We start from the raw sequence: 25,152 nt of genomic DNA on the forward strand, positions 1-25,152 counted from the left end.
ACCCCAGGTCTGGCCGGGTGCGACCGGCTCTGAAAGAGTGTTGCCAACCAGGTACCGCAGGCGAGGGGCTTCGATGACAGACACCGGTGGCGCGCCCGGCGACAAGGGCGACGACACGCCGACACCCAGCCAGGGCGTCCCGCGGATTCCCGCCCCCGGATCGGGTGATTCGAAGCCGGCCGAAGACCACTCCGCGTCACCGGCGACGCCGCCGCGCGGGTGGCAGCCGCCGGACGCCCAGGCGACCCCGGGACCGGCGACCCCGCCGGGCTGGGAGCGGCCGCCGACCCCGCCGACATCGCCGACACCACTGCCGCCGTACGGCGGGCAGCAGTACCAGCAGCAGTACCAGCAGCCGGGGGGCTGGAGCCCGCACGGGCTCGGCAAGCCCGGCGTGATCGCGCTGCGGCCGCTCAACATCGGCGACATCCTCGACGGCGCGATCACCGCGATCCGCCGGCACCCGCTGCTGATCCTCGGCATCGGCGCGGTGATGGCGGTGCTCACCGCCGGGATCACGTTCCTGGTGCAGAAGTACGTGATCGCCGACTTCGAGAACCTCGCCACGACGGCGACCCTCGGCCCGGGCGCGACCGACGAAGAAGTGCGCGACCTCGTCTTCGGCACCTTCGGCGACCTCTTCCTCGTGCTGATCCCGACGCTGCTGATCTCGACCCTGCTGCTGGCGATCACCACCGGCCTGATGGCCACGGTGATGGGCCGGGCCGCGCTGGGCCGCGAGGTCACCTTCGGCATCGCGTGGCGCGAGCTGCAGCCGCGGCTGTTCCCGCTGCTCGGCGTCGCGTTCGTGTACGCGCTGGTCACGACGCTCGGCCTGATGCTCTGCATCGTCCCCGGCGTGCTGGCCTGGGTGTTCTGGGCGCTGGCCGTGCCGGCGCTCGTGCTCGAGCGCGGGACGTTCCGCGAGGCGTTCGCGCGGTCGATCAAGCTGGTCGGCGGCGCGTTCTGGCGGGTGCTGGGCATCCTGCTGCTGGCGCGGCTCATCCAGTCGCTCTTCGAGAACATCATCCAGCTGCCGTTCGCCCTCGGCACCGGCGTCTTCGACCAGGTGCTCAACCCGGGCAAGGTGACGCTGCCCAGCACGGGTGACCTGCTGCTGCAGTCGGCCGGGCAGATCGTCTCCGGCACCATCGCGATCCCGTTCGTCACGCTGGTCACCGTGATCGTCTACCTCGACCAGCGGATGCGCCGCGAAGGCATGGACATCGAGCTGGCGCGCGCGGCCGGCGTGCAGCCGCCGCAGGCATGGTGACGCTGGTCCTCAGCGACGTCCCGGTCGACATCGACCGGGACGCTGCCCGCCGTGCCGCCGCGGAAGAGCTGACCGACCCGAAGTACCGGGACGCGCAGCCGAACTTCCTGCAGCAGATCGGGCAGTGGCTCGGCGAGCAGCTGGAAAAGCTGCTCAACGGCGTTTCGTCCGTGGTCCCGGGCGGGATCTGGGGCGTGCTGCTCGTCCTCGTGCTGCTGATCGTGCTCGTCGTCGTGGTCCGGCTGCGCACCGGCAAGATCGCCCGGACGTCCCGGGCCGGCGGGACGGTCTTCGGCGGCCAGCGCCGGAGCGCCGACGACTACCGCCGCTCGGCCGCCGAAGCCGCGGCCGCCGGCCGGTACGACGACGCTGTCCGCGACCGCTTCCGCGCCGTCGTGCGGGCCCTGGAGGAACGCGCGCTGCTCGACGCCCGCTCCGGCCGGACCGCGGACGAGGCCGCCGCCGAAGCCGGGACCCTGCTGCCGAACGTCGCGGCGGAACTGCGGGACGGCGCGCGGCTCTTCGACGACGTCCACTACGGCGGCCGCGAAGGCACCGAAACGGCGTACCGGACGCTCACCGAGCTGGACGAACGCTGCCGCCGCGAACGGCCGGTCGCCATGGCGGGCTCGTGAGCACCTCCGTTTCGCCGGACGTGCGCCGGATCTGGCGCGGTGCGCGGATCCCGCTCGCCCTGGTCGCGCTGATCTTCGCCGCCGGGGCCCTGCTCCTGCTCGGCCGCGGCGAGCAGACCCACGGCGCGCTCGAACCCGGCTCGTACGAACCCGGCGGCGCCCACGCGCTCGCGCAGCTCCTGCGGGACCAGGGCGTCGACGTCCGGACCGCGCACACCGCCGACGAAGCCGACGACGCGCTCAGCGAAGACGCGACGCTGCTGGTCACCCAGCCCGACCTCGTCCCGGCGAAGCGGCTCGACGCGCTGCGGCAGCACGCCGCGGACGTCGTCTTCGTGACGCCGGGAGCCCCGACGCTGCACGACTCGCTGCCGCTGGTGCGCCCGGTCGGCCAGAGCGACACCGGCACCCTGAGCCCGCAGTGCACGGTCGCCGCGGCCGTCGCGGCGGGCGACGTCACCCTCGGTGGCATCGGGTACGCCTCGCCCGGCGCGCGGTCCTGCTACCCCGGCGAAGACGGCGGCGGCACGCTGCTGCAGCTCGCCGACGCGGGTGGCACGACGACACTGCTCGGCTCGCCCGCCCCGCTGACCAACTCGCGGCTCGCCGACGAGGGCAACGCCGCGCTCGGGCTGCACCTGCTGGGCGGGCACCCGAAGCTCGTCTGGTACCTGCCGTCCACGACCGACCCGGCGCTGGACGATACCCGTAAGTCGATCTTCGAGCTGATCCCCGACGGCTGGTACTACGGTGCGGCGCAGGCGTTCATCGCCGTGGCGCTGCTGGCGCTGTGGCGGGCGCGCCGGCTCGGCCCGGTGGTCACCGAGCCGCTGCCGATCGTCGTGCGCGCGGCCGAAACCGCCGAAGGGCGCGCCCGGCTGTACCGGCGGGCGAAGGCCGCGGGACACGCGGGCGAGACGCTGCGGGAAGCGGCGCGGAGCCGGCTGCGGACCGTGCTGGGCCTGCCGCGCGACGCCGACGCGGCGGCGCTGGTGACCGCGGTGAGCGCGCGCACCGGACGGCCGGCCAACGACATCGGCGCGGTGCTCCACGGCCCGCCGGTGCCGGACGACCCCGCGCTGGTCCGGCTGGCCGGCGAACTGGACAGGGTGGAACGAGAGGTGGGGCGATCTTGACCAGCGAGAACGCGACTGGGGCCCGGGACGCGCTGATCGCGTTGCGCGCCGAGGTCGGCAAGGCCGTCGTCGGCAACGACGCCGCGGTCACCGGGCTGATCCTGGCGCTGCTCTGCCGGGGGCACGTGCTGCTCGAAGGCGTCCCGGGCGTGGCGAAGACGCTGCTCGTGCGGGCGCTGGCGGCCGCGCTGGACCTGGAGACCACGCGCGTGCAGTTCACGCCGGACCTGATGCCCGGCGACGTCACCGGCTCGATCGTCTACGACGCGCACAGCGGCGAGTTCTCCTTCCGCGAGGGGCCGGTGTTCACGAACCTGCTGCTCGCCGACGAGATCAACCGGACGCCGCCGAAGACGCAGTCGTCGCTGCTGGAGGCGATGGAGGAGCGGCAGGTCTCGCTCGACGGCAAGACGCGGCCGCTGCCCGACCCGTTCATCGTGATCGCCACGCAGAACCCGGTGGAGTACGAAGGCACCTACCCGCTGCCGGAGGCGCAGCTGGACCGGTTCCTGCTGAAGCTGACCATGCCCACGCCGTCGCGCGAGGACGAGATCGGCATCCTCTGGCGGCACGCGCAGGGTTTCGACCCGCGCAACCTGGCTGCGGCGGGCTTGAAGGCGGTCGCGGGCGCGACGGAGCTGGCGGCGGCGCGGGAAGCCGTGGCACGCGTGACGATCGGGCCCGAGGTGATCGGGTACGTCGTCGACCTGTGCCGGGCGACGCGGTCGTTGCCGTCGGTGCGGATCGGCGTTTCCCCGCGTGGCGCCACGGCGTTGCTCGCGGTGACGCGGGCCTGGGCGTGGCTCGCCGGCCGCGACTACGCGACCCCCGACGACGTCAAGGCCCTGGCTCGGCCCGCGTTGCGGCACCGTCTCGACGTGCGGCCGGAGGCCGAGCTGGAGGGCGTCACCGCGGACGGCGTGCTCGACCGCGTGCTCGCGTCCGTGCCCGTGCCGCGCTGACATGGCCGTCACCGGAAGGCTCGGGCTGCTCGCGCTGTTCGGCGCGCTGGTGGTCGGGCTGGTGTGGCCGTCGAAGACCGGGATCCTGGCCGTCGGCGGCGTGCTCGTGCTGCTCGTGGTCGTCGACCTCGTGCTGGCCGGAAGCGTGCGGCCGCTGGCTTTCCGGCGGTCGGGCGACACGTCGGTGCGGCTCGGCGAGCCGTGCGAGGTGACGTTGGTCGTCGCGAACCCCGGTGGCCGTGCGGTGCGCGGGCAGCTGCGTGACGCGTGGCCGCCTTCGGCCGGAGCCGCGGACCGGCACGCGTTGCGCGTCCCGGCCGGGGAACGGCAGGCGCTGGTGACTTCCCTGCGGCCGACGCGGCGCGGCGACCGGACGGCGGCGCGGGTGACGGTCCGGTCGGTCGGGCCGCTGGGCGTGGCCGCGCGGCAGGGGTCGCACGAGGTGCCGTGGACCGTCCGCGTGCTGCCGCCGTTCCACAGCCGCAAGCACCTGCCGTCGCGGCTGGCGCGGCTGCAGCAGCTCGACGGCCGCAGCGCGGTGCTGATCCGCGGGCAGGGCACGGAGTTCGACTCGCTGCGCGAGTACGTGATCGGCGACGACGTCCGCTCGATCGACTGGCGCGCGACGGCGCGGGCGGCGGACGTGATGGTCCGGACCTGGCGCCCGGAGCGCGACCGGCACGTGGTGCTGGTGCTGGACACGGGCCGCGTGTCGGCCGGCCGGGTCGGCGACGCCCCGCGCCTGGACGCGGCGATGGACGCGGCGCTGCTGCTGGCCGTGCTGGCTTCCCGGGCGGGCGACCGCGTCGACCTGCTGGCGTACGACCGTCGCCTGCGGGCCGCGGTGCAGGGTTCTTCGGGGGCCTCCCTGCTGACGTCCCTGGTGAACGCGATGGCGCCGATCGAGCCGTCGCTGGTCGAGACGGACGCGCGGGGGATGGTCGCGGAGGTGCTCCAGCGCACCCGCCGCCGTTCGCTGGTGGTGCTGCTGACCGGGCTCGACGCGGCGCCGCTGGAGGAAGGCCTGTTCCCGGTGCTGAGCTCGCTGACCGCGCGGCACGAGCTGATCGTGGCGGCGGTGGCGGACCCGCGGGTCGCGGAGATGCTCACCGGCCGGGGCGACGCGGAGGCCGTGTACGACGCGGCGGCGGCGTCGCGGACGACGGCGGAGCGGCAGCGGGTGACCGAACGCCTGGCCCGGCACGGGGTCAGCGTGGTGGACGCGGTGCCGGAGGAGCTGCCGCCGGCGCTGGCGGACCGGTACCTGGCGCTGAAGGCGGCCGGGCGGCTCTAAAGAGGTCGTGAGTGAGAAACAGTGTTCTAACCCTGTTTCTCACTCACGAGTGTGGCTGCGGTGGTGCGAGGTGCCCGACCCTGTTAAGCCCGAAGCATGTGGAAGCTCATGGCCGTGGCACTGGCGATCTCTTCGGCACCCTCGCCGGTTCCGGCGGACGGCGCGCCGGTCTACCTGGCCGACGGCGGGGGCAAGCTCTCGCTCGCGGTGGCCGACGGCAAGCCCGTGCTGGCCGACGCGGGAGATGCGGGCGCGAAGTGGACCTACGCCGGGCAGCATTTCACGAATGTCCAGAGTGGACAGTGCTTGACCGCGGCGAGCCCGGTCGACGGGGTGGCGGTGAAACTGGCGGCCTGCGACGACAAGGACAAGCACCAGACGTGGCGGCGCGTGGCGGGACTGCCGGGCCTGGTCGAGATCGCGAACGTCGCGACGGCGCGGTGCTTGACCGCGGAGGACGCCGTCCCGGGGGCCCGGCTGTACCAGGAAGTCTGTTCCCTGACGGGCATCGCGAACACGTGGGCGGCGGGCGGCCGGACGCTGGCGATCCTGTCCGGCAACGGCCAGCGCCTGGCGTCGAAGGACCCGGGAACGCCGTTCGTGGTCCGGGTGATCGGCGAAAACGGCCAGCCGGCGGCGGACGTGCCGGTGACGTTCTTCGTCCGCGCGGCTCGCCCGAAGAACGCTTTGGTGTTCGAAGGCGGAGGCGAGACGGTGACGGTCAAGACGGGCGCGGACGGAACGGCGTCGAGCCCGAAGCTGGTGCTGACCGAGGTGGGCGAGTTCGAGGCGCGGTTCGTCGGGACGGCCGGGCTGGAGGACGGGTCGTCGATCGCCTTCGAGGGCTCGTGCCTATGCTGACTCGGGCAGGGCGTCCCCGGCGTCGCGCGCGTCGAGGTCGCCCACTTCGCCTTCCTTCGCCGCCCGTCTGCCGAGCGTGAAAACGTAGACCAGGAAAGCGATTTCGACCGCGACGCCGATCCCCACCCGGACCCACGTCGGCCAGCCCGACGGCGTCACGAACGCCTCGATCAGCCCGGACACGAACAGCACGCACGCCAGCCCCAGCGCCATCACCACGACCGAACGGCCTTGCTCGGCCAGCGCTTTCGTCCGGGAGCGGCGGCCGGGGTCGACCACCGTCCAGCCGAGCTTCAGCCCGGTGCCCGCCGCGATGAACACCGCCGTCAGCTCCAGGAGGCCGTGGGGGAGCAGGAGGCCGATCATCACGTCGCCGCGGCCGGCCGCGCTCATCGCGCCGATGATCACGCCCGCGTTGAGCGAGTTCAGCCACAGCGCGCCGATCACCGGCAGGCCCAGCGCGATGCCGAGGAACAGGCAGGTCGCGGCCACCCAGGCGTTGTTCGTCCACACGCGCGCCGCGAACGACGTCGCCGGGCCCGTCGAGTAGTAGCTTTCCGCCTCGCCGCCGGGCTTGGTCAGCTGGTTGAGCTCGTCCGCGCTGCCGATCGACGCGCGCACGTTCGGGTCGCCGGCGACCCAGACCGCGATCACGACCATCACCGCGATCGACACCAGCGCGGCCGGGATCCACCAGCGCCGCGAGAGGTACACGGCGGCGGGGAAGCGGCGCGTGAAGAACAGGGCGACCTCGCGCCACGCGGGGTTGTGCGACCCCGAGATCGCGCTCCGGCCGCGGGCGACCAGCCCGGACAGGCGGCTCACCAGGGCCGGGTCGGGCGCGACCGACCGGACGATCGACAGGTGGGTCGCGGTCCGCTGGTAGAGCGTCACCAGCTCGTCGGCCTCCGCCCCCGTCAGCTTGCCGCCGCGGTGGGTCAGCTCGCCGAGCCGGGACCACTCCGCCGAGTGCGTCGCGACGAAGACGTCCACATCCACGAGGTCAGCCTATCCGTCGCTACGCTGGGCCGTGTGCACGAGGAATCCGAGCTGGTCACCGGCGAAGCCGTCGTCCTGGACCTGCACGTCGCCAAGCTCGCCAGCCGGGCGCTGGCGATGGTGCTGGACGTCCTCGTGCAGTTCGCGCTGTTCATCGGCGCGTTCGTCGTGCTCATGCTCACCGTGCCGGGCGACGACGAATCGCTCGCGCTGACCCTCCTCCTGGTGTTCGTGGTGCTGATCATGGTCGGCTACCCGGTGCTGTTCGAGACGCTGTCGCGGGGCCGTTCGCTGGGCAAGATGGCGGTGGGGCTGCGCGTGGTGCGCGTCGACGGCGGGCCGATCCGCTTCCGCCACGCCCTGACCCGCGGCCTGGCCGGGTTCGTCATCGACTTCTGGGCGCTCGGCGTGTTCGGGGCGGTGGCGGTGATCGTGTCGCTGTGCTCGTCCGACGGCCGCCGCGTCGGCGACTTCCTCGCCGGCACTCTGGTGGTCCGCGACCGCGTGCCGGAAAGCGTGGGCTACCCGGCGATCGGCATGCCGCCGGGCCTCGAGGGCTGGGCGGCTCAGCTCGACCTGACGCGGCTCCCGGACGACCTCGCGCTGGCGAGCCGTCAGTTCCTGGCGCGGTTCGGCCAGCTGGCGCCGGAAGCGTCGCACGCGCTGGGCTGGAAGCTGGCGCAGCAGGTCGGCAACGCACTGGGGACGCCGGTGCCGCCGGGCGTGCCGCCTTGGGCGTTCCTGGCGGCGGTGCTGGCGGAACGGCGCAACCGCGATCACGCGCGAGCGGTGCGGGCTTACGCGGCGCAGGTCGCGGCGGCGCGCGGGCAGCTCCCCGCCACGCCGGGGCCGGATCAGCCGGGGTTCCGGCAGGCGGGGTACCCGGCGGGCGCTCGGCTCGGGTCGACGGCCACGGGCGGGCAGCCCGCCGTGGCCTCGCCTTGGCCGGCGGCGGCCGAGGCGGACACGCCGACCCCGCCGTCCGGAACTCCGGCGCCTCCCGCCGAAAACCCGTTCGCCCCGCCGGGCTAGGAGACGTCTCCCGAGGCCGACAACCACGTGTTGCACTGCTGGTTGCGGTTCTTGGTCGCGCCGTGCTGCCACCAGGAGATGTTGTGCTTGGCGCTGCCGTGGTCGCGCTTGCCGTTGCGGGCGTAGTCGTCGCCGCGGTCCTGGGCGTTCCAGGCCTCGTTGTAGATGTTCTTGTCGACCGAGCCGCCCGAGACCGACGCCGAGCCGAGGAACATGCCCGAGAAGCACTGGGCTTCGAGCTCCATCCGCCGGGACAGCTCCAGGCCGACCGCCGAGTCGGCGCCCGCGTCGTAGCGCTGGTTGCCGTACGCCTCGGAGATGCCGGCCAGGTTCTGCACGTGGTGGCCGTATTCGTGGGCGAGCATCGAGAGGTAGGGGCCGGGGTGGTTGCCCCACACGTCGATCTCGATGCGGTCCAGCGGCATGTAGATCGTGTCGTTCGACGGGCAGTAGAACGGCGTGACACCGGTCGTCGTGCCGCCGCTGCCGCACGGCGTCGACGACTCCGACAGCGACCGCGGCACCGACAGGTTCGGCGACCGGAACGGCAGGTTCGCGCCGCCGAGCATGCGCGACCACATCGCGTCGAGGCAGGCGATCCCGGACTGGAAGAAGCGGGTGGCGCTGGCCTGGTCGGTCGCCCAGCGGCTCAGCGAGCAGGAGACGTTCTGCAGGCCGTAGTCGGCACTGGCGAACATCGGGTTGTCCCCGGTCGCGGCGACCGGGCGCGGCCCGCGCGGGGGCTCGGACGTGCGGGTCGTGCGCTCGGTGGTTTCGCTGGTGGTCGTGTCTTCGGTGGACGACGTGGTTTCGGTGGTCTCGGCTGCGGAGGTCGTTTCGTAGGTGTCCGAGGGGTAGGTGCTGGAGTACCCCGCGTCGGCGACGTGCCGCGTGGTGCCCCCGATCAGCGCGACGGCCGCGACGAGCCCTCCGACGACGGCGACGATCCCGATGATCGCGACGGCGACGATGACCCCGGTGTTGGACTTCTTGGCGACGTGCGGGCGGTAGCCGGGAGCGAAGCGGGGGCCGTAGGGCGCACCGGGCGGCGGGCCGGCGTAGGAGGGGGCGAAGGCGGGCGGGACAGCGGCGGCCGGCGGCGGGAGGGGCGCGCCGGCCGGAGGGAAGCCGGGGCGCGGGTACGGGCCGTGAGCGGGGAAGCCCTGGGTGCCTTGCGGGCCTCGGGGAGGGTGGCCGGGAAACTGCGGACCTTGCGGCGGCCGGCCGGGAAACTGCGGCTGTCCGACCGGCCCCGGCGGCAACGGCCGAGTCCCCGGCGGTGGCAGCGGCCGGGCCCCGGGTGGTGGCAACGGCCGGGCCCCCGGCGGTGGCAACGGCCGCCGAGGGTCGTGCGGGCCAGGACCGGAGCCAGGACCCTGTGGGCCTTGCGTCATGAAAGCGGAACCCCCCGTGCGATTTCCCCGTCGGAAGCGGCGTACCTGCGGAGATCTCGCCGTTCCGGGCGTCAGCATAGAGCGGGTGCTCTAGGGTGTGGTGCTGTGTCGAGCAAATGGGGGGCAGCGGCCGCGGTCGCCGCCTGGGTCGTGCTGAGCGCCGGGCCGGCCGCCGCGCAAGGGCCCTCCGCCGGGCCCGTCCTGCCGAACGCTCCGTCCGAACAGGTCAAGAAGCCCCAGCAGCTCAACGGCGAAAACGGCCAAAACGTCCAGCCGCCCGAAGGCGCCGTCGCCGATGTCGCCCTCAAGGTTCTGCGTGACGGCTCCCTCGAAGTCACCGAGAAAGTCACGGTCCCCGGTGGCCGGCAGCTCATCTCGCGCGTCCCCCTCCGAGTCTCGGCCGGCGACGACCAAGACCGCGTCTTCGACGCCAGGAACGTCAAGACCGAAGGCGCCGCCACCAGCCGGCTGACCGGTGACCAGCTCGTCCTCACCTTCACCGGCGGCACCTCCACCGTCACCTACACCGTCGACGGCGCCATCGCCGACCAGAGCGGCCGCCAGCAAGCCCGCTGGCAGGTCGCGAGCGGCTTCGACGCGCCCGTGGACAAGCTCACCGCCTCCTTCCTCGCGCCGTCGCCGCGACTGTCCCCTGTGGACTGCTTCGCCGGCCCGATCGGCTCGAACCAGCGCTGCACCCTCGCGGAGCTCGACCACACCGGCGTCGTCCGGCTCGAACAGAACGACGTCAAGCCCGGCGACCGGGTCGACCTGATCGTCGGACTGCCCGCGAACACCGTCCCGGCCAACGCGAAGTTCGCCGAGGTCGGGCTCTTCGCCACCGCCTTCGCCTTCACCCCGCTGACCGGCGTCGTCTTCGCGCTCCTGCTCGTCTTCCTCGTCGCCGGCGGCCTCTTCGTCCGGCGCCGCCGCAAGGAAGACGCCGGCGCGCTCACCACCGCCACCGGCCCGGTCGAGGTCCTGCTCCGCGACGGCGACCGCGTCTTCTTCGCCAGCCCGGACGGCGTCCTGCCCGGCCAGGTCGGCACCGTCGTGGACGAGACCGTCGACGTCGTCGACATCAGTGCCACCGTCGTCGACCTCGCCGTCCGCAACTACCTCTGGCTGGCCGAAGTACCGGGGCCCGACTGGCAGATCGCCCGCCGCAACCCGCCGGACGAGCACCTGCACGACTTCGAACGCGCCGTCTACGAGACGCTCCTGCCGGCCGGCACCGACGCCGTGCTCGTGTCCCAGCTGCGCGCTCACGGCCGGCTCGACCTCCGCAAGATCAGCGACGCGATGTACGCCGACGTCGTCACCAAGCGCTGGTTCTCCCGCCGGCCCGACACCGCCCGCGGCCGGCTGACCTGGCTCGGCACCGGGATCTTCGCGCTCGGCGCGGGCGCCACCGCGGTCCTCACCTTCACGATCGGCGACGCGCTGCTCGGCGTCGCGGTCGCGCTGGCCGGGCTCGCCGTCGCCGCGGCGGCCGCGCTGCTGCCCTCACGCACCGCGCGCGGCCGGGTGCTCGTCGGCCAGGTCCGCGGCCTGCTCGACTACCTGCGCACCGCGAAGGCCGAGGACATCCCGCCGGCCGATCGCGAGATGGTGTTCTCACGCTCGCTGCCGTACGCGGTCGTCCTGGGCGACACCGAACGCTGGCTCGGCACCTTCGCCGCGCTCAACCCCGCGTCGGACGGTTCGGCCGGGCTCTACTGGTACGGCGGCATGGAGTCCGATCACGACCTGCGCCGCTTCGGCACGCACTTCCCGTCCTTCCTGACGGCGCTCGACGGGCTGCTCACCGCGTCCGTCCGCGCGTCCCGCTGACCGTGCTCGCGGAAGCGGTGCTGGCGCTCTTCCTGACCTCGGCACCGGTGGCGGCCCAAGACCAGCCGCCGCTGCCCACCGTGCCGCAGAGCGCCGAGATCCAGCTCAAGGTCGAGCGCGACGGCTCGCTTTCGGTAGCCGAAGCGATCTCCGTGCCCGACGGCGTCACGATGGACCGCCGCGTCCCGCTGCGGGTCGCGGCGCCGCACGATCGCGACCGCTTCTACGGCGTCCGCGACGTCGTCCTCGAAGGCAGCGGTACGGCCCAGGTCGACGACGACACCTTCACCGTCCACCTCACCTCGGGCACGTCGACCGTCCGGTACACAGTGGACGGCGCGGTCGACGGCGACCGGGTCACCTGGGAACTGGCCGGGGGCTGGAGCGCCGACCTGAAGTTCATCCGGGCTTCCTTCGCGGCGCCGCGGATCCCGACCGCCGTCGACTGCCTCGCCGGGCCGCCCGGCTCCGACTTCCAGTGCGGCGCGGCGCAGATCGACCACGCCGGGCTGACGCGGTTCAGCCAGCAGAACCTGGCGGCGGGCCAGCGGATGACGACGACCGTCGAGCTGCCCGCGGGCACCGTCCCGGCGAACGCGGAACTGGTCCCGGCCAAGACGATCGCCGGCGCGTTCGTGCTCACCGCCCCGGTCGGCTGGGCCTGGGCGGGCTTCGGCGCGCTCCTGCTCGCCGCGGCCGCGTTCGTCTGGTTCGCGCGCCGCCGTGACGCCGGCGACGGCGAACCGCCGAAGGCCGCGCTGGTCTCCGCGTCCGGCGAGTTCGCGTCGCCGTCCGGGGTGCTGCCCGGGCACGCCGGCTTGCTGCTGCACGGCCGGGCCGGGCCCGCCGACCTGGCCGCGACCGTGCTCGACCTGGCGGTCCGCAACTACCTCTGGGTCAGCGACGGCTCCCGCCTGACCCGCCGCAACCCCGTCGACGAGCACCTGACGTCCTTCGAGCGTGCCGTCTTCGAAGCCGTGCTGCCCGAGGAGTCGGTGACCCTTGCCGAACTGCGGCAGCGGCACGTCGAAATCCCCCACGCGGAGCTGCGCGCCGACCTCGTCGGCCGCGGCTGGCTCACGACGCGGCGGCTCGGGCGGGCCGGGACCCGGGTCGTCTTCTACGGCGTGTTCTTGACCATCCTGCTCGCGCTGACCGCCGGGTACGCCCAGCTCGGCGTCATCCTCGTGCTGGCCGGGGTCGCCGCCGTCGCCGTCTCGGCCGCGTTGCCCGCGCGCCGCCGAGCGGGCGCCGACGTCGCGTGCCGGCTGCGCGGCGTCGCCGGGGAACTCGCCTCGGTGCGCGCGAAGGACTACGACAAGCCCCAGCGCGAGCTGGTGTTCTCCCGCGGCCTGCCGTACGCGTCAGCTCTGGGCGAAACCGGTCCGTGGGTGGCCGCGTTCGCCGGCCTCGACCACCCGCCGAAGGTGTACTGGCACGACGGCGACATCACCCCTGACCAGGCCGGATCGTTCGCGACGGCGCTCGCCGGCACCTTCGCCGGCGCGCACCGCGGGCGCCTGCTCGCCACCGTGGCCGCGGACACCGGTTCTCACCCGCCAGCCGGGAAGCCAGGAGGCCCCGAGCCGTCGTAGGGTGGGGCCATGGCCGATCCCGAGCTCGTCCGATACACCCTCGACAATGGTCTGCGGGTGGTCCTCGCACCCGACGCGACCGCGCCGGTGGTCGGCGTCAGCGTGCACTACGACGTGGGTTTCCGCTCCGAGCCGGAGGGGCGCACCGGTTTCGCGCACCTCTTCGAGCACCTGATGTTCCAGGGCAGCGAGAGCTTGGAGAAACTCGCCCACTTCCGGCACGTGCAGTCCAGCGGTGGCACCTTCAACGGGTCCACCCACCCGGACTACACCGACTACTTCGAGGTGCTGCCGAGCGCCGCGCTGGAGCGCGCGCTGTTCCTCGAAGCCGATCGGATGCGAGCGCCGAAGCTGACCGCCGAGAACCTGGCGAACCAGATCGACGTCGTCAAGGAAGAGATCCGGCTCAACGTGCTGAACCGGCCCTACGGCGGGTTCCCCTGGATCACCCTGCCGCCGGTCCTGTACTCGACGTTCCCCAACGCGCACAACGGCTACGGCGGCTTCGAGGACCTCGAGAGCGCCACGGTCGAAGACTGCGCCGCGTTCTTCGACACCTACTACGCGCCGGCGAACGCCGTGCTCACCGTGGCGGGCGACTTCGAGATCGGGACCGCCAAGGAGCTGATCGAGCAGCACTTCGGCGACGTCCCGTTCCGGCCCGCGCCGCAGCGGCCGTCGTTCGCCGAGCCGCTGCCGACCACCGAGCTGCGCGGCGAGGTCGAAGACCCGCACGCGCCGCTGCCCGCGCTCGGCATCGGCTACCGGATGCCCGACCCGATCAACGACGTCGACGGCTACCTGGCCTACCTCGTGCTCGCCGGCGTCCTGACCGACGGCGACGGTTCCCGCCTGCAGCAGCGGCTCGTGCACAAGGAGCCGCTGGTCGTCGACATCGGCGCCGGCGCCGGGCTGTTCGGCCCGTTCGAGGCGCGCGACCCGGACACGTTCACCATCACCCTGATCCACCCGCACGAGGTGCCGCGCGAGCGCGTGCTCGCCGCGCTGGACGACGAGCTCGAGAAGATCGCCGAGAATCCGCCGGACGCCCACGAGCTGCGGAAGGTCACCGCCCGCTGGACGGCGAGCCTGCACTCCGAGCACGACAGGCTGGTGTCCCGGACCCTCGCGCTCGGCTCGTTCGAGCTGCTCTACGGCGACGCGTCGCTGGTGTACAAGCTCGCGGACCGGATGTCCGCCGTCACGTCGGAAGCCGTGTCGGCCGCGGCGAAGGCGCTGCGCCCGGACGCGCGCGCCGTGCTGGTGGTCAAGCCCGCTTCGGAAGGGAACAACGAGCAGTGACTTCTGCAACGCACCGCACGGCCGAGGAGATCGGCCGCACCGCGCGGGGGCCGCGCCCGCTGCCGCCCCTCGGCGAGCAGCGCGCCGCCGGCGATCTGTCCCATGTGGACACCGAGCTCTCGAACGGCCTGCGCGTGCTGGCCGTGCGCAAGGCGACCGTGCCGATGGTCGAGGCGCGGCTGTGGATCCCGTTCGCGGGCGACGACGCGCTGCACGCGGCGACGTCCGAGGTCCTCGCCGAGACGATCCTGACCGGCACCGCGCGGCGCAACCGCATCGAGATCGACGCCGAGCTGGCGCTGATCGGCGGCGACATCGGCGCCGGCGTCGACCCGGAACGCCTGGTGCTGACCGGATCGGCGCTCGCGGAGAAGCTCCCGACGTTCCTCGACGTGCTCGGTGACGTCCTCACCGGAGCGACCTACGCCGACGACGAGATCGCGCGCGAGAAGGAGCGGCTGGTCGAGCGGATCGCCGTCTCGCGCACGCAGCCGCGCACGATCGCGCGGGAGGCGCTGCAGAAGCACCGCTACGGCGACCACCCGGCGACGCGCGAGGTCCCGCGCGCCGAAGACGTCGCCGTCGTGACGCCCGAGCAGGTCCGGGCGCTGCACCAGGCGGCCGTGCTGCCGCGTGGCGCGGTGCTGGTGCTGGTCGGCGACATCGATCCGGCCGCCGTCGTCGGCGAGCTGGAGAAGGTGCTGGGCGGCTGGGCTTCCGACCGCTCCGCGGTCCGGCTGCCGGCGCTGCCGGAGCTGACCGGGCCGAACGTGCTGCTGGTGCCGCGCGCCGGCGCCGTGCAGTCGCAGATCCGGCTGTCGGCGCAGACCGTGCCGCGCACCGACCCTGGTTACGCGGCGCTGCAGCTGGCGAACCTGGCCTATGGTGGGTACTTCTCGTCGCGGCTGGTGGAGAACATCCGCGAGAACAAGGGGTACACCTACTCCGCGCACTCCGGGTTCGAGTTCACCGACGGCACCGCGGTGGTCAACGTCGACGCGGACACCGCGACCGAGGCGACCGCGCCGGCGCTGCTGGAGACCCGCTACGAGCTGGGCCGCCTCGGCCAGGTCCCGCCGGTGGGCGACGAGCTGGAGTCGGTGCGGCAGTACGCGATCGGGTCGCTGCTGACCTCGACGTCGTCGCAGTCCGGGCTGGCCGGCCAGGTGCTGGCGCTGGCCTCGACCGGGCTGGGCCTGGAGTGGCTGAACGAGCACCCGGCGCGGGTGGCGGCGGTGACGGCTTCGGAGGTCGCGGAAGCGGCGCTGAAGTACTTCGCGCCCCAGCGGTTCACCGGCGTGGTGGTCGGCGACGCGGCGGTGCTGGAACACAAGCTCCTCGCGCTGGGCGACGTCGTAGTGGGCGAGCCCGCCTGATGTCCGTCCCGTTCGCCCTCGGTGACCTGCCCACCCTGTCACGGTCCACTGTGGACCGTCAGGAGGGCTTGCGCACCAACCCTTCGCGGCTGCTGTCGCGCTGGGCCGACGCCCGGGTCGTCCTGCTGGACGACACCGGGCGCACCCCGGTGGTCGAAGGCTCTTCGGTGCTGGCCTTCCGCAAAGCCGTCGACTTCGGCGCCTCGCCGCCGGCGGACGCGGTGTTCCTCGGCGAGTGGCAGGACACGGACTACTGGTCGCTGCCGGGCGGCCCGTCGGGCGACGCCGACACGGTGAAGATGGCGGGCAGCTGGGGGTTCGTCGAGGAGGTCCCGCGCGCCGACGGCGAGATCTGGGTCGAGCTGCGCGGGTACGGAGACCTGCTGGACGACACGTCGGCGGGCCTGTTCACGACGGCGCAGGCGTTGCGGAACTGGCGTCGCCAGGCGAAGTTCTGCACGCGCTGCGGTCATCCGACGGAGCTGATCCAGTTCGGCTGGGCGAGCAAGTGCACCAACGACGGCCGCGAGGAGTACCCGCGCACGGACCCGGCGGTGATCTGCCTGGTGCATTCCGCGGAGGGAGTGAACGGCTCCCACGTGCTGCTGGCGCGTCAGCCGATCTGGCCGGCGGGGCGGTATTCGGTGCTGGCGGGGTTCGTGGAGGCGGGCGAGTCACTGGAGGCGTGCGTCCTGCGCGAGATCCGCGAGGAGGTGGGGGCGGTGGTGTCGGACGTCCGGTACCTCGGGAGCCAGCCGTGGCCGTTCCCGCGGTCGATCATGCTGGGGTTCACGGCCCGGGCGGATCGCTCGTTGCCGTTGGTCCCCGCGGACGGAGAGATCGAAGAGGCGCTGTGGGTGTCGCGCGAGGAGGTGCGCGCGGCGTTCGAGAACAGTTCACCGCGCAACGGGGGCGCGCGACCGACGCCGATCGCCGATGGCGCGGCGGAGATCATCCTGCCGGGCAACTCGTCGATCGCCCGCGTGATGCTCAAGGCCTGGGCGGACGCGGAGGAGTAGGCCAGTACGGCTCGGCCCGCGCCGCCGCCTCGACGATGGCTTGTCCGTCGATCGTGGTCGCGGTGCGGGCGAGGCCGACCTTCCGCCACTCCACACTGAACTCGAACGGCCCGGCCGGTAGCGGCGAGAGCCAAAGCTGCCGGTCACCCCGATAACGCCGGTCGTCGTAGCTCGCGCCGCCGCCGATCTCGGTCAGGGAGCCCCGGCCGACCCGGAACTGCAGGCTGTCGTCAGAGGCGCCGCGGAACCCGCCGGCGTGACTTTCGCCGATGCCGTCCCAGGTGGCCTGGTCCAGCGACCCGCGCCGGATGCCGAGGTGCACGGTGAAGGCGCACCCCGCCGGATAGGCGACGACGTGTTGAAGCGCGACGACGGCGAGGTCGGTCCGCGCGACGAACCGTGCGATCGGCACCGGGCAGCCCAGTGCGTCCGAAGGCGGAACGGCCGAGGTCATGCTTCCAGCATCCCCACCTGCGCAACTGGAAATCCGCTGACCAGGCCCCACCCGCCCGGCGCAACTCGTTCACCGGTGTTTCCGCCACGTGGCCCAGCGCCGTCGAGGCGTTACCTGCTCGTTTCACGAGACCGTTGACGGCTGTGCCCCGGCTCACTACAGTCCTGCGAAACCGTCTGTAAAGTATCCTAATTAAGTCCGGAGGGACGAGTGCGAGCCGGTAGCCCGCGGATGCTGCGCGAGATCAACGATCGCGCCGCCATCGAGGTCCTCCTGCGGGAGGGCCCGCTGACGCGTGCCGAGCTCGAGCTCGCCATCGGGCTCTCCAAGCCCGCCACCGCGCAGCTCATCACCCGGCTCGAGCAGGACAACCTCGTCATCAAGGCCGGCGTCCGAGGCGGTGGGCGGGGTCCCCGCGCCCAGCTCTGGGCGGCCAACGGCAGCCTCGCCTTCGTTGCCGCCGTGGACCTCACCCCGCACCTCGCCGACTTCGTCGTCGCCGACGTCGCCGGGATCGTGCTCGCCGAGTACCGGACGCCGCTGCCCGTCCACGAAGGCGCCGACGTCGTCGGGACCTTCGGCGAGGCCCTCGAACACGTCGCCCGGCAAGCCGGACTGACCAGGACTCAGCTCGCCCACGTCGTGATCGGCGCGCAGGGCGCGTTCGACCCGCGGACCGGCCTGCTCTCCTCCGCCCCGCACATCCCCGGCTGGCTCGGCTTCGACGTTCCCCAGAGACTCAGTGACGACCTCGGCGTCGACGTCCTCATCGAGAACGACGTCAACCTCGTCGCCGTCGAGGAGATGAGCGTCGGGCAGGCCCAGGACGTCGACGACTTCGTCATGGTCTGGCTGTCCGAAGGCGTCGGCGGTGCGGTCGTCATCGGCCGTCGGCTGCTGCGCGGCGCCACCGGCGGCGGCGGCGAGATCGACTGGATGCGCGTGCCCGACCCGGCCACCGTGGACACCGGCGACGTCTGGCCCGAGGCCGGCGCCCGGTTCGGCAACCTGGTCGACTCGCCCGCCCTCTGCCGCCTCGCCGCCGCGCACGGCGTCGAAGCCGAAACCGCCTGGGACGCCGTCGCGAAAACCGAGCCGGACCATCCCTTCCGACACGACCTCGCCCGCCGCGTCGCCGGCGGCATCGCCAACCTCGTCGCGGTCGCCGACCCGCAGCTCGTGCTCCTCTGCGGGGACACCAGCCGCGCCGGCGGCGAGAACCTCGCCGCGCTGGTGCAGGAAAAGCTGCACGACCTGGTCCTGCCGCGCACGCCCGTCGGCTGCGCTTCGGTGCAGGGCAACGCCGTCCGCGCCGGCGCGCTGCAGTCCGCGCTGGCCACCGCCCGTGAGGACGTCTTCGGCGTCGTCACCCCCACACTCCTCGGGTCGCGCAGGCCCGCGGTCGGAGAGCCACTCGGCAAGAACCCGGAGGCCCTCCCGAACACCCGTTCCGCCCCGTCCCCAACCGAGTAGCAGCCCCAACCGATGAGGAGGAGGGCCATGCCCCCTACCACCCGGACCCGCCGAGGCGCCCTGTTAGTGGCCGCCGCCGCGGCGTCCGTCCTGCTGACGAGCGCCTGTTCCGGCGCCGCCGCGCCGAGCGGCGGCGGTGACGCGGCCGCCGCGCCCGGCAAGGACGACAAGCTCACGATCACCGTGTACTCCAAGTTCACCGACCGCGAGTACGGCGTGGTCACCGCGGGCCTCAACAAGCTCAAGGCGAAGTACCCGAACATCGAGATCAAGCACGAGGGCAACCAGGACGACGACAAGCTCACGCAGTCGATCCGCGGTGGCAACCCACCCGACGTCGCGATCTCCTTCTACACCGACAACCTCGGCGCCTGGTGCTCCAACGGCAGCTTCCAGGACCTGAAGCCCTACATCGACCGCGACAAGATCGACCTCGATCAAATCCCCGAGGCGGTCCGCAACTACACCGAGTACCAGGGCAAGCGGTGCGCGATGCCGATGCTCGCCGACGTCTACGGCTTCTACTACAACAAGGACATGTTCGCGGCGAAGGGCGTCACCTCGCCGCCGAAGACCACGGACGAGCTGCTCGAGGACGCCAAGAAGCTGACCGAGTACAACGCGGACGGCTCGATCAAGGTCGCCGGCTTCCTGCCGTCGATGCCGTTCTACGCCAACCAGGCCCAGTACTGGGCGCCGAACTTCGGCGCGCCGTTCATCGGCCCGGACGGCAAGTCGGACCTCGCCACCAACCCCGGCTGGAAGGCGATGTTCGAGTTCCAGAAGAAGCTGATCGACGCGCTCGGCGGCCACGACAAGGTCGAGAAGTTCAAGGCCGGTCTCGGGGACGAGTACTCCGCCGACAACGGCTTCCAGAAGGGCAAGCTGGCGATGATCTACGACGGTGAGTTCCGCACCGCGTTCATCAAGGACCAGGCGCCGACCCTGAACTACGCCACCGCGCCCGCCCCGGTGCTCACCTCCATGGCGGACAAGTACGGCAGTGCCTTCACCACCGGCACGATCATCGCGATCCCCAAGGGCGCCAAGAACCCCGGCGCCGCGTGGGAGCTGATCAAGCAGGTCACCCTGGACACCGACACCCTGGTGGACATGGCCAACGGCCTGAAGAACGTGCCCAGCACGAAGGCCTCGCTGACGTCGCCGCGCCTCGACCTGCAGCCGCAGTTCAAGACGTTCCTCGACATGTACGACAGCGGCAAGCTCGTCTCGAACCAGACCACGCCGATCGGCGACGCGCACCTCAAGGCGGTCAACGACTTCGCCGAGAAGTGGCAGGCCGGCTCGATCCCCGATCTGACCGAAGGCCTGAAGAAGGTGGATGCGCAGATCAACGACGAACTGAAGCAAAAGGGCGCGGGCGGATGACCTCCACTCTTGCCGCGAAAACCGACGGAACCCCGTCCGCGCCTGCCAAGGCGCGGACGGGGGCCCGCCGGGCCAAGCGCCGCCGGACCGTCTTCTTCTTCATGGCTCCGGCGCTCATCGGGTTCCTGGTCTTCTTCGGCTACCCGCTGATCGCCACGGTCTACTACTCCTTCACCAAGTACGACCTGATCAACCCGCCGCAGTTCATCGGGTTCGACAACTACGTCCGGATGTTCACCACCGAGCCGCTCGTCGGCGTCGCGGCGTACAACACGCTGTGGCTGGTGGTCATCCTGACGACGTGCCGGGTGCTGTTCTCGCTCGGCATCGCGTCGGTGATCTCCCGCCTCAAGTCGGGGGTGGGCCTGGTCCGGACGCTCTGCTACCTGCCGACCCTGGCCCCGCCCGCGGCGGCGACGCTGGCGTTCGTCTTCGTGTTCAACCCCGAATTCGGGCCGGTGAACCGGTTCCTGCGGCTCATCGGCATCGACGGCGGGCTGTGGTTCAACAGCCCGGCCATGTCGAAGCCCGCGCTGACGCTGCTCGCGCTGTGGGGTTCCGGCGAGCTGATGATCATCATCCTGGCCGCGCTGCTCGACGTCCCGACCGAGCAGTACGAGGCCGCCGAGCTCGACGGCGCCGGCCCGGTCCGGCGGTTCTGGCACGTCACGCTGCCGTCGATCTCGCCGGTGCTGCTGTTCGGCGTGGTCAACTCGATCATCTACGCGCTGCAGTTCTTCACGCAGGCGATCGTGGCGGCCTCCGCGTCCGCGGGCACCGCCGACGTCGCCGGCAACTCGAAGCTCATCGGCGCACCGCAGAACTCGACGCTGACGTACCCGATCTGGCTGTACGTCCAGGGCTTCCGCTACTTCAACATGGGTTACGCGGCGGCGATGGCCGTGCTGCTGTTCATCGTGAGCGCGGGCTTCACCTGGATTCTCGTCAGGCAGCTGCGCAAGTCCCAGCACCAGGAGGAGGGGGCATGAACATACCCTCGCGACAGCTTGTTCGTGACCCCGACCGGGTGCGGGTGTCCCGCATGAATGGAGTGGGGGCATGACCGCACTGGCCGAAGCGCCGCAGAAACCGGCGGGCGTGCCGCCACGGGTGCGGTTCAAGCGGACCTGGGACAAACGGCTGTCCTGGATCGCGCTGCACGCGACCGGGATCGCTCTCGGCGTGATCTTCATGCTGCCGCTGCTGTTCGTGTTCCTCACCGCGGTGATGAAGAGCGACCAGGCGATGACGGCGAGCCTGTGGCCGACCGAATGGCACTTCGAAAACTTCGTCACGGTGTTCAAGAAGGCGCCGCTGCTGGAGTACTTCGGCAACAGCCTGCTGTATTCGGCGCTGGCGACCGTCGGCGCGCTGCTTTCGGCGATCCCGGCGGCGTACGCGCTGGCGAAACTGCGGTGGCGCGGGCAGAACCTGTTCTTCATGCTCACGGTCGCCGCGATGATGCTGCCGCCGCAGGTCACCATCGTGCCGCTGTACGACCTGTGGGTCCGGATGGGCCTCACCGGCACGCTGGTTCCGCTGATCGTGCCGTACTTCTTCTTCGACGCGTTCTCGATCTTCCTGCTCCGCCAGTTCTTCCTCACCATTCCGAAGGACTACCTCGAAGCGGCGAAGATCGACGGCTGCAACGAGTTCCAGGCGATGTACCGGGTGCTCATCCCGATGGCGAAGCCCGGGATCGCGGCCACCGCGATGTTCTGCTTCCTGTTCACCTGGAACGACTACTTCGGGCCGCTGCTCTACACGGGCGAGAACCAGGACCACTGGCCGCTTTCGCTGGCGATCGCGTCCTTCCGCGGCATGCACCACGTCGAGTGGAACATGACGATGGCGGCGACCGCGCTGATCATGGCGCCGGTGATCGTCCTGTTCATCTTCGCGCAGAAGTCGTTCGTCAAGGGCATCACATTCACGGGAGTCAAGGGATGAAGCTGGCAGTCGTCGGTGGCGGGTCCACCTACACGCCGGAGCTGATCGACGGGATCGCCGGTCGCCGGTCCACTTTGGACGTCGACGAGATCGTGCTGGTCGACCCGGACGCCTACCGCGTGGAGGCCGTCGGCGGGTTCAGCCAGCGCGTTCTCGACCACGCCGGGCACCCGGCGCGGGTCCGGACCACGCAGTCGCTGGAAGAGGGCGTCGACGGCGCGTCGGCGGTGCTGATCCAGCTGCGCGTCGGGGGCCAGCGGGCGCGGCGGTCGGACGAGACGTTCCCGCACGCCTGCGGCTGCGTCGGTCAGGAGACGACCGGCGCGGGCGGCCTGGCGAAGGCGCTGCGCACGGTGCCGGTCGTGCTCGACATCGCCGACCGCGTCCGCAAGATCGCCGGCGACGACACGTGGATCGTCAACTTCACCAACCCGGTCGGCATCGTGACCCGCGCGCTGCTCAACGAAGGCCACCGCGCGGTCGGGCTGTGCAACGTCGCGATCAACCTGCAGCGCCAGTTCGGGAAGCTGCTCGGCGTCGGCGCGGACGACGTCAAGCTCGTGCACACCGGACTGAACCACCTGAGCTGGGAGCGCGGCGCGCTCGTCGACGGCGTCGACCGGCTGCCGGAGCTGCTGGACCAGCATCTGGACTACCTCTCGAACGAGGTCAGCGTTCCGGAGAAGTGGTTGCGGCGCATGAACGTCGTGCCGTCGTACTACCTGAAGTACTTCTACGCGCACGACGAGCAGGTCACGAAGCAGCGCACTGAGCGGCCGCGCGCGGACGTCGTCTCCGACGTCGAGGAAGAGCTGCTGAAGATCTACCTCGACCCGGAGCAGAACACGAAGCCCGAGTCGCTGGAGAAGCGCGGCGGCGCGTACTACTCGGAAGCCGCGGTGCAGCTGGTGCACGCGCTGACCGCGGGCGGACCGGCCGAGGAGCACGTGGTGAACGTCCGCAACGACGGCACGTTCCCGTTCCTGCCGGACGACGCCGTCATCGAAGCGCGGTCCACTGTGGACTCCAACGGTGCGACGCCGATCGCGCAGACGCCGGTGGAGCCGCAGTTCTCGGGCCTCATCGCGGCGACCACGGCGTACGAGTTCCTCGCGCTGGAGGCGGCGATCAAGGGCGGCCGCGACCGCGTGGCCGACGCGCTGCTGGCGCACCCGCTGGTCGGCCAGTACACGAAGGCCGACACGCTGGCCGATTCGCTGGTGCAGATCAACCGCGAGTACTTGCCCTGGGCGCGCGGATGAGGCCCGCTGTCATCGCGATCGACGGCGGCAACAGCAAGACCGAGGTCCTGGTGATCTCGGAAGACGGCGTCGTGCTGGGCAAGTCGCGTGGACCCGGCGCGTCGCCGCAGAACATCGGCGTGGCGGCCTGCGTCACGGCGCTGGAAGGCCTGGTCCTGGAGGCTTTTCCCGATTTCGGGGAGAAGCCGTTCGCGGTGCACACGTCGGCGTACCTCGCCGGTCTCGACTTCCCACGTGAGGAAGAAGCGCTGCACGCGGCGCTGTCCGCGCGCGGGTGGAGCGACACCCTGACGGTCGGCAACGACACCCTCGCGCTGCTCCGGGCGGGCAGCGCGGGGGTGGGTGTCGCGGTGGTCTGCGGCGCCGGGATCAACGGCGCCGGCGTCGGTCCCGACGGCCGCGTGCACCGCTTTCCCGCGCTGGGCAAGATCTCCGGCGACTGGGGCGGCGGCTACCGGCTCGGCGAGGAGGCCCTGTGGTGGGCCGTGCGCGCCGAGGACGGCCGCGGTCCGCGGACCGCGTTGCAGGCTGCCGTGGCGTCCTTCTTCGGCAAGCGGAGGCTGCTGGACGTCGTGCAGGGCCTGCACTTCGAGGAGATCGACCCGGCCTCGATCCACGGCCTGTGCCCGCTGCTGTTCGAGGTCGCGGCGGCGGGCGACGAGGTGGCGTCGGACATCGTCACCCGGTTCGTGGAAGAGGTCAGCGTGTTCGCGGCGGTGATCCTGCGGAACCTGGACCTGACCGGGGAAGCACCGGAGATCGTCCTCGGCGGCGGGGTGCTGACCGGGGTCGGCGCGCCGGTGATCGCGGAGATCGAGCGGCGCTGCCTGAAGGTCGCGCCGCGCGCGGTGGTCCGCGTCGTGGACGTGAACCCGGTGGTGGGAGCGGCTTTGTTCGGACTGGACACGCTGGGCGCGTCGGACGCCGCGAAGGCGTCCCTGAAGGCGGCGACCCAGCGCGCATAGACCTGGTGGCCTGCCTCGAAGCGGCGCGAGGCAGGCCACCAGACCCTTCACGGCGCGGGGACCAGGATCTCGCCGGTTTCGAGCAGGGACTTGAGGTCCGACAGGATCCAGTCCCAGCCGCCACCCGCGTTCTCGCCGGGGCCGGCGTTGACGTCTTCGTGGATCCCGCTGACCATCTCGCCGGTGAGCGGCGCGCCGGTGACGTCGTGGGTGACGGTCAGTCTGGTGCCGGCGGTCTTCGTCGCCTCGATGTCGTAGGTGAGCGTGGTGTACGGCTCGGCGGACATCTCGTCGGGACCCATGAGCAGCTTCCAGGTGACGACGAGCTTGCGCGGCGGGTCGACTTCGAGGACTTCGCCGTCGACGAGGTCACCGGTGAAGCCGGCGTCGATGAACTCCTGCGTGGGGCGGGTGCGGTGCTTGCCGCCGACCTTGAGGTCGAAGTCGGCGAGGCCGGTGTAGCCGTACTTCCGGGTCCACTCGGGCTTGGTGATGGCTTCCCAGATGCGCTCCGGGGTGGCCTTGATGTAGACGCGGTGGACCTGCACGGTGGTCGTCATGGTTCTTCGCCTTCCAGTTCGTCCTTGAGATCGAGCAGCGCGGTGACGTGACGTTCGGTGTACTTGTCGATCCACCGGTCGTGGATCTGCCGGATGGGCACGGGGTTCAGGAAGTGCCGTTTCTCCCGGCCTTCCTTCCGCGCGACGACGAGCCCGGCCTCCTCGAGGAGCTTCAGGTGCTTCATGACGCCGAAGCGGGTCATGTCGACCTGGGTCTCCAGCTCGGTGAGCGTGCGGCCGTCGCGCTCGAAGAGCAGGTCGAGCAGGAACCGGCGGGTCGGATCCGCCAGCGCCTTGAACACCAGGTCGTCGTCGGGCACGTGAGCGAGAATAGGTGACCAAAAGGTCACATGTCAACGCCCGAAGAAGGCCGCCACCCTGATCCGGT

Annotated in this window: 23 protein-coding genes; 18 read left to right on the forward strand and 5 right to left on the reverse strand. The window is 71.7% G+C overall.

From position 1 onward, the window contains the following. Window positions 1-73 precede the first annotated feature (73 nt). From AA23TX_RS46635 to AA23TX_RS46660, 6 genes are all read left to right on the forward strand, one after another. Window positions 74-1,273: a hypothetical protein gene (locus tag AA23TX_RS46635; protein ID WP_155549254.1), complete on the forward strand. Its 1,200-nt coding sequence runs from the start codon at window positions 74-76 to the stop codon at window positions 1,271-1,273. Beyond that, window positions 1,267-1,908: a DUF4129 domain-containing protein gene (locus tag AA23TX_RS46640; protein ID WP_155549255.1), complete on the forward strand. Its 642-nt coding sequence runs from the start codon at window positions 1,267-1,269 to the stop codon at window positions 1,906-1,908. The genes AA23TX_RS46635 and AA23TX_RS46640 overlap by 7 nt, the downstream gene beginning before the upstream one ends. After that, window positions 1,905-3,044, forward strand: a complete 1,140-nt coding sequence (locus tag AA23TX_RS46645) for a DUF4350 domain-containing protein (protein ID WP_155549256.1) — start codon at window positions 1,905-1,907, stop codon at window positions 3,042-3,044. The genes AA23TX_RS46640 and AA23TX_RS46645 overlap by 4 nt, the downstream gene beginning before the upstream one ends. After that, the gene (locus AA23TX_RS46650) at window positions 3,041-4,006 is read left to right on the forward strand and encodes an AAA family ATPase (protein ID WP_155549257.1); all 966 of its coding nucleotides are present in this window, start codon (window positions 3,041-3,043) and stop codon (window positions 4,004-4,006) included. Before AA23TX_RS46645 ends, AA23TX_RS46650 begins: the two co-directional genes overlap by 4 nt. Before the next feature lies 1 nt (window position 4,007). After that, a complete protein-coding gene (locus AA23TX_RS46655; RefSeq protein WP_155549258.1) occupies window positions 4,008-5,300 on the forward strand; it encodes a DUF58 domain-containing protein in 1,293 nt (430 codons plus the stop codon). 96 nt (window positions 5,301-5,396) lie between these two features. Further along, window positions 5,397-6,161, forward strand: coding sequence for a ricin-type beta-trefoil lectin domain protein (locus AA23TX_RS46660; RefSeq protein WP_155549259.1), 765 nt, complete (start codon window positions 5,397-5,399; stop codon window positions 6,159-6,161). Here the strand turns inward: AA23TX_RS46660 and AA23TX_RS46665 are convergent. Next, window positions 6,153-7,160 (reverse strand): stage II sporulation protein M, encoded by a 1,008-nt coding sequence (locus tag AA23TX_RS46665; protein ID WP_155549260.1) that lies wholly within the window; start codon window positions 7,158-7,160, stop codon window positions 6,153-6,155. The two genes, AA23TX_RS46660 and AA23TX_RS46665, sit on opposite strands and share 9 nt — an antisense overlap. A gap of 33 nt (window positions 7,161-7,193) precedes the next feature. Between AA23TX_RS46665 and AA23TX_RS46670 the strand changes: the two genes are divergently transcribed. After that, window positions 7,194-8,192 (forward strand): RDD family protein, encoded by a 999-nt coding sequence (locus tag AA23TX_RS46670; RefSeq protein ID WP_155549261.1) that lies wholly within the window; start codon window positions 7,194-7,196, stop codon window positions 8,190-8,192. Here AA23TX_RS46670 and AA23TX_RS46675 read toward each other — a convergent pair. Then, complete coding sequence (locus AA23TX_RS46675; protein WP_230863102.1) at window positions 8,189-9,454, reverse strand: neutral zinc metallopeptidase; 1,266 nt, start codon at window positions 9,452-9,454, stop codon at window positions 8,189-8,191. The genes AA23TX_RS46670 and AA23TX_RS46675 overlap by 4 nt on opposite strands. Before the next feature lie 237 nt (window positions 9,455-9,691). On the opposite strand from AA23TX_RS46675, the gene AA23TX_RS46680 reads away from it, so the two are divergent. The 5 genes from AA23TX_RS46680 to nudC are packed head-to-tail and all read left to right on the forward strand — an operon-like array spanning window position 9,692 to window position 16,711. Then, window positions 9,692-11,419 carry a DUF2207 domain-containing protein gene (locus tag AA23TX_RS46680; RefSeq protein WP_155549262.1) on the forward strand — a complete coding sequence of 576 codons (1,728 nt, stop codon included), beginning with the start codon at window positions 9,692-9,694 and terminating at the stop codon, window positions 11,417-11,419. A 2-nt stretch (window positions 11,420-11,421) separates the two neighbouring features. Further along, window positions 11,422-13,014 carry a DUF2207 family protein gene (locus tag AA23TX_RS46685; RefSeq protein ID WP_155549263.1) on the forward strand — a complete coding sequence of 531 codons (1,593 nt, stop codon included), beginning with the start codon at window positions 11,422-11,424 and terminating at the stop codon, window positions 13,012-13,014. Between the two features lie 9 nt (window positions 13,015-13,023). Next, window positions 13,024-14,316, forward strand: a complete 1,293-nt coding sequence (locus AA23TX_RS46690; protein ID WP_155549264.1) for a M16 family metallopeptidase — start codon at window positions 13,024-13,026, stop codon at window positions 14,314-14,316. Continuing rightward, window positions 14,313-15,692 carry a M16 family metallopeptidase gene (locus AA23TX_RS46695; protein WP_155549265.1) on the forward strand — a complete coding sequence of 460 codons (1,380 nt, stop codon included), beginning with the start codon at window positions 14,313-14,315 and terminating at the stop codon, window positions 15,690-15,692. Before AA23TX_RS46690 ends, AA23TX_RS46695 begins: the two co-directional genes overlap by 4 nt. Then, window positions 15,692-16,711 (forward strand): NAD(+) diphosphatase, encoded by a 1,020-nt coding sequence (nudC, locus tag AA23TX_RS46700; protein WP_155549266.1) that lies wholly within the window; start codon window positions 15,692-15,694, stop codon window positions 16,709-16,711. Before AA23TX_RS46695 ends, nudC begins: the two co-directional genes overlap by 1 nt. Here nudC and AA23TX_RS46705 read toward each other — a convergent pair. Beyond that, on the reverse strand, window positions 16,683-17,165 hold the full coding sequence (locus tag AA23TX_RS46705; protein WP_155549267.1) for a hypothetical protein: 483 nt from the start codon (window positions 17,163-17,165) through the stop codon (window positions 16,683-16,685). The two genes, nudC and AA23TX_RS46705, sit on opposite strands and share 29 nt — an antisense overlap. A 231-nt stretch (window positions 17,166-17,396) precedes the next feature. Here AA23TX_RS46705 and AA23TX_RS46710 point away from each other — a divergent pair, with 231 nt between their 5' ends. From AA23TX_RS46710 to AA23TX_RS46735, 6 genes are all read left to right on the forward strand, one after another. Beyond that, the gene (locus AA23TX_RS46710) at window positions 17,397-18,638 is read left to right on the forward strand and encodes an ROK family transcriptional regulator (protein ID WP_155549516.1); all 1,242 of its coding nucleotides are present in this window, start codon (window positions 17,397-17,399) and stop codon (window positions 18,636-18,638) included. Window positions 18,639-18,665: 27 nt separating this feature from the next. Next, window positions 18,666-20,027 carry an extracellular solute-binding protein gene (locus AA23TX_RS46715; protein WP_155549268.1) on the forward strand — a complete coding sequence of 454 codons (1,362 nt, stop codon included), beginning with the start codon at window positions 18,666-18,668 and terminating at the stop codon, window positions 20,025-20,027. Further along, complete coding sequence (locus AA23TX_RS46720; RefSeq protein ID WP_196425908.1) at window positions 20,024-21,016, forward strand: carbohydrate ABC transporter permease; 993 nt, start codon at window positions 20,024-20,026, stop codon at window positions 21,014-21,016. Before AA23TX_RS46715 ends, AA23TX_RS46720 begins: the two co-directional genes overlap by 4 nt. 70 nt (window positions 21,017-21,086) lie before the next feature. Continuing rightward, entirely contained in the window at window positions 21,087-21,977 is an 891-nt protein-coding gene (locus AA23TX_RS46725) for a carbohydrate ABC transporter permease (RefSeq protein WP_155549269.1), read from the forward strand. Beyond that, the gene (locus tag AA23TX_RS46730; protein ID WP_155549270.1) at window positions 21,974-23,239 is read left to right on the forward strand and encodes a 6-phospho-beta-glucosidase; all 1,266 of its coding nucleotides are present in this window, start codon (window positions 21,974-21,976) and stop codon (window positions 23,237-23,239) included. The genes AA23TX_RS46725 and AA23TX_RS46730 overlap by 4 nt, the downstream gene beginning before the upstream one ends. After that, a complete protein-coding gene (locus AA23TX_RS46735) occupies window positions 23,236-24,204 on the forward strand; it encodes an N-acetylglucosamine kinase (RefSeq protein WP_155549271.1) in 969 nt (322 codons plus the stop codon). The genes AA23TX_RS46730 and AA23TX_RS46735 overlap by 4 nt, the downstream gene beginning before the upstream one ends. Window positions 24,205-24,251: 47 nt before the next feature. Here AA23TX_RS46735 and AA23TX_RS46740 read toward each other — a convergent pair whose 3' ends face one another. Together AA23TX_RS46740 and AA23TX_RS46745 are read right to left on the reverse strand one after the other, a co-directional pair. Continuing rightward, the gene (locus AA23TX_RS46740; RefSeq protein ID WP_155549272.1) at window positions 24,252-24,764 is read right to left on the reverse strand and encodes an SRPBCC domain-containing protein; all 513 of its coding nucleotides are present in this window, start codon (window positions 24,762-24,764) and stop codon (window positions 24,252-24,254) included. After that, window positions 24,761-25,084, reverse strand: coding sequence for an ArsR/SmtB family transcription factor (locus AA23TX_RS46745; protein ID WP_155549273.1), 324 nt, complete (start codon window positions 25,082-25,084; stop codon window positions 24,761-24,763). The genes AA23TX_RS46740 and AA23TX_RS46745 overlap by 4 nt, the downstream gene beginning before the upstream one ends. Between the last annotated feature and the right edge of the window lie 68 nt (window positions 25,085-25,152).

The organism is Amycolatopsis camponoti, assembly GCF_902497555.1.
GTDB lineage: Bacteria > Actinomycetota > Actinomycetes > Mycobacteriales > Pseudonocardiaceae > Amycolatopsis > Amycolatopsis camponoti.

Excerpts from the sequence above, each read along its gene's own strand:
- AA23TX_RS46660 (WP_155549259.1), top strand. The coding sequence starts at position 5,397 with ATGTGGAAGCTCATGGCCGTGGCACTGGCGATCTCTTCGGCACCCTCG.
- AA23TX_RS46655 (WP_155549258.1), top strand. The coding sequence starts at position 4,008 with ATGGCCGTCACCGGAAGGCTCGGGCTGCTCGCGCTGTTCGGCGCGCTG.
- AA23TX_RS46635 (WP_155549254.1), top strand. The coding sequence starts at position 74 with ATGACAGACACCGGTGGCGCGCCCGGCGACAAGGGCGACGACACGCCG.
- AA23TX_RS46640 (WP_155549255.1), top strand. The coding sequence starts at position 1,267 with ATGGTGACGCTGGTCCTCAGCGACGTCCCGGTCGACATCGACCGGGAC.
- AA23TX_RS46710 (WP_155549516.1), top strand. The coding sequence starts at position 17,397 with ATGCTGCGCGAGATCAACGATCGCGCCGCCATCGAGGTCCTCCTGCGG.
- AA23TX_RS46705 (WP_155549267.1), bottom strand. The coding sequence starts at position 17,165 with ATGACCTCGGCCGTTCCGCCTTCGGACGCACTGGGCTGCCCGGTGCCG.
- AA23TX_RS46715 (WP_155549268.1), top strand. The coding sequence starts at position 18,666 with ATGCCCCCTACCACCCGGACCCGCCGAGGCGCCCTGTTAGTGGCCGCC.
- AA23TX_RS46720 (WP_196425908.1), top strand. The coding sequence starts at position 20,024 with ATGACCTCCACTCTTGCCGCGAAAACCGACGGAACCCCGTCCGCGCCT.
- AA23TX_RS46740 (WP_155549272.1), bottom strand. The coding sequence starts at position 24,764 with ATGACGACCACCGTGCAGGTCCACCGCGTCTACATCAAGGCCACCCCG.
- AA23TX_RS46730 (WP_155549270.1), top strand. The coding sequence starts at position 21,974 with ATGAAGCTGGCAGTCGTCGGTGGCGGGTCCACCTACACGCCGGAGCTG.
- nudC (WP_155549266.1), top strand. The coding sequence starts at position 15,692 with ATGTCCGTCCCGTTCGCCCTCGGTGACCTGCCCACCCTGTCACGGTCC.
- AA23TX_RS46690 (WP_155549264.1), top strand. The coding sequence starts at position 13,024 with ATGGCCGATCCCGAGCTCGTCCGATACACCCTCGACAATGGTCTGCGG.
- AA23TX_RS46735 (WP_155549271.1), top strand. The coding sequence starts at position 23,236 with ATGAGGCCCGCTGTCATCGCGATCGACGGCGGCAACAGCAAGACCGAG.
- AA23TX_RS46725 (WP_155549269.1), top strand. The coding sequence starts at position 21,087 with ATGACCGCACTGGCCGAAGCGCCGCAGAAACCGGCGGGCGTGCCGCCA.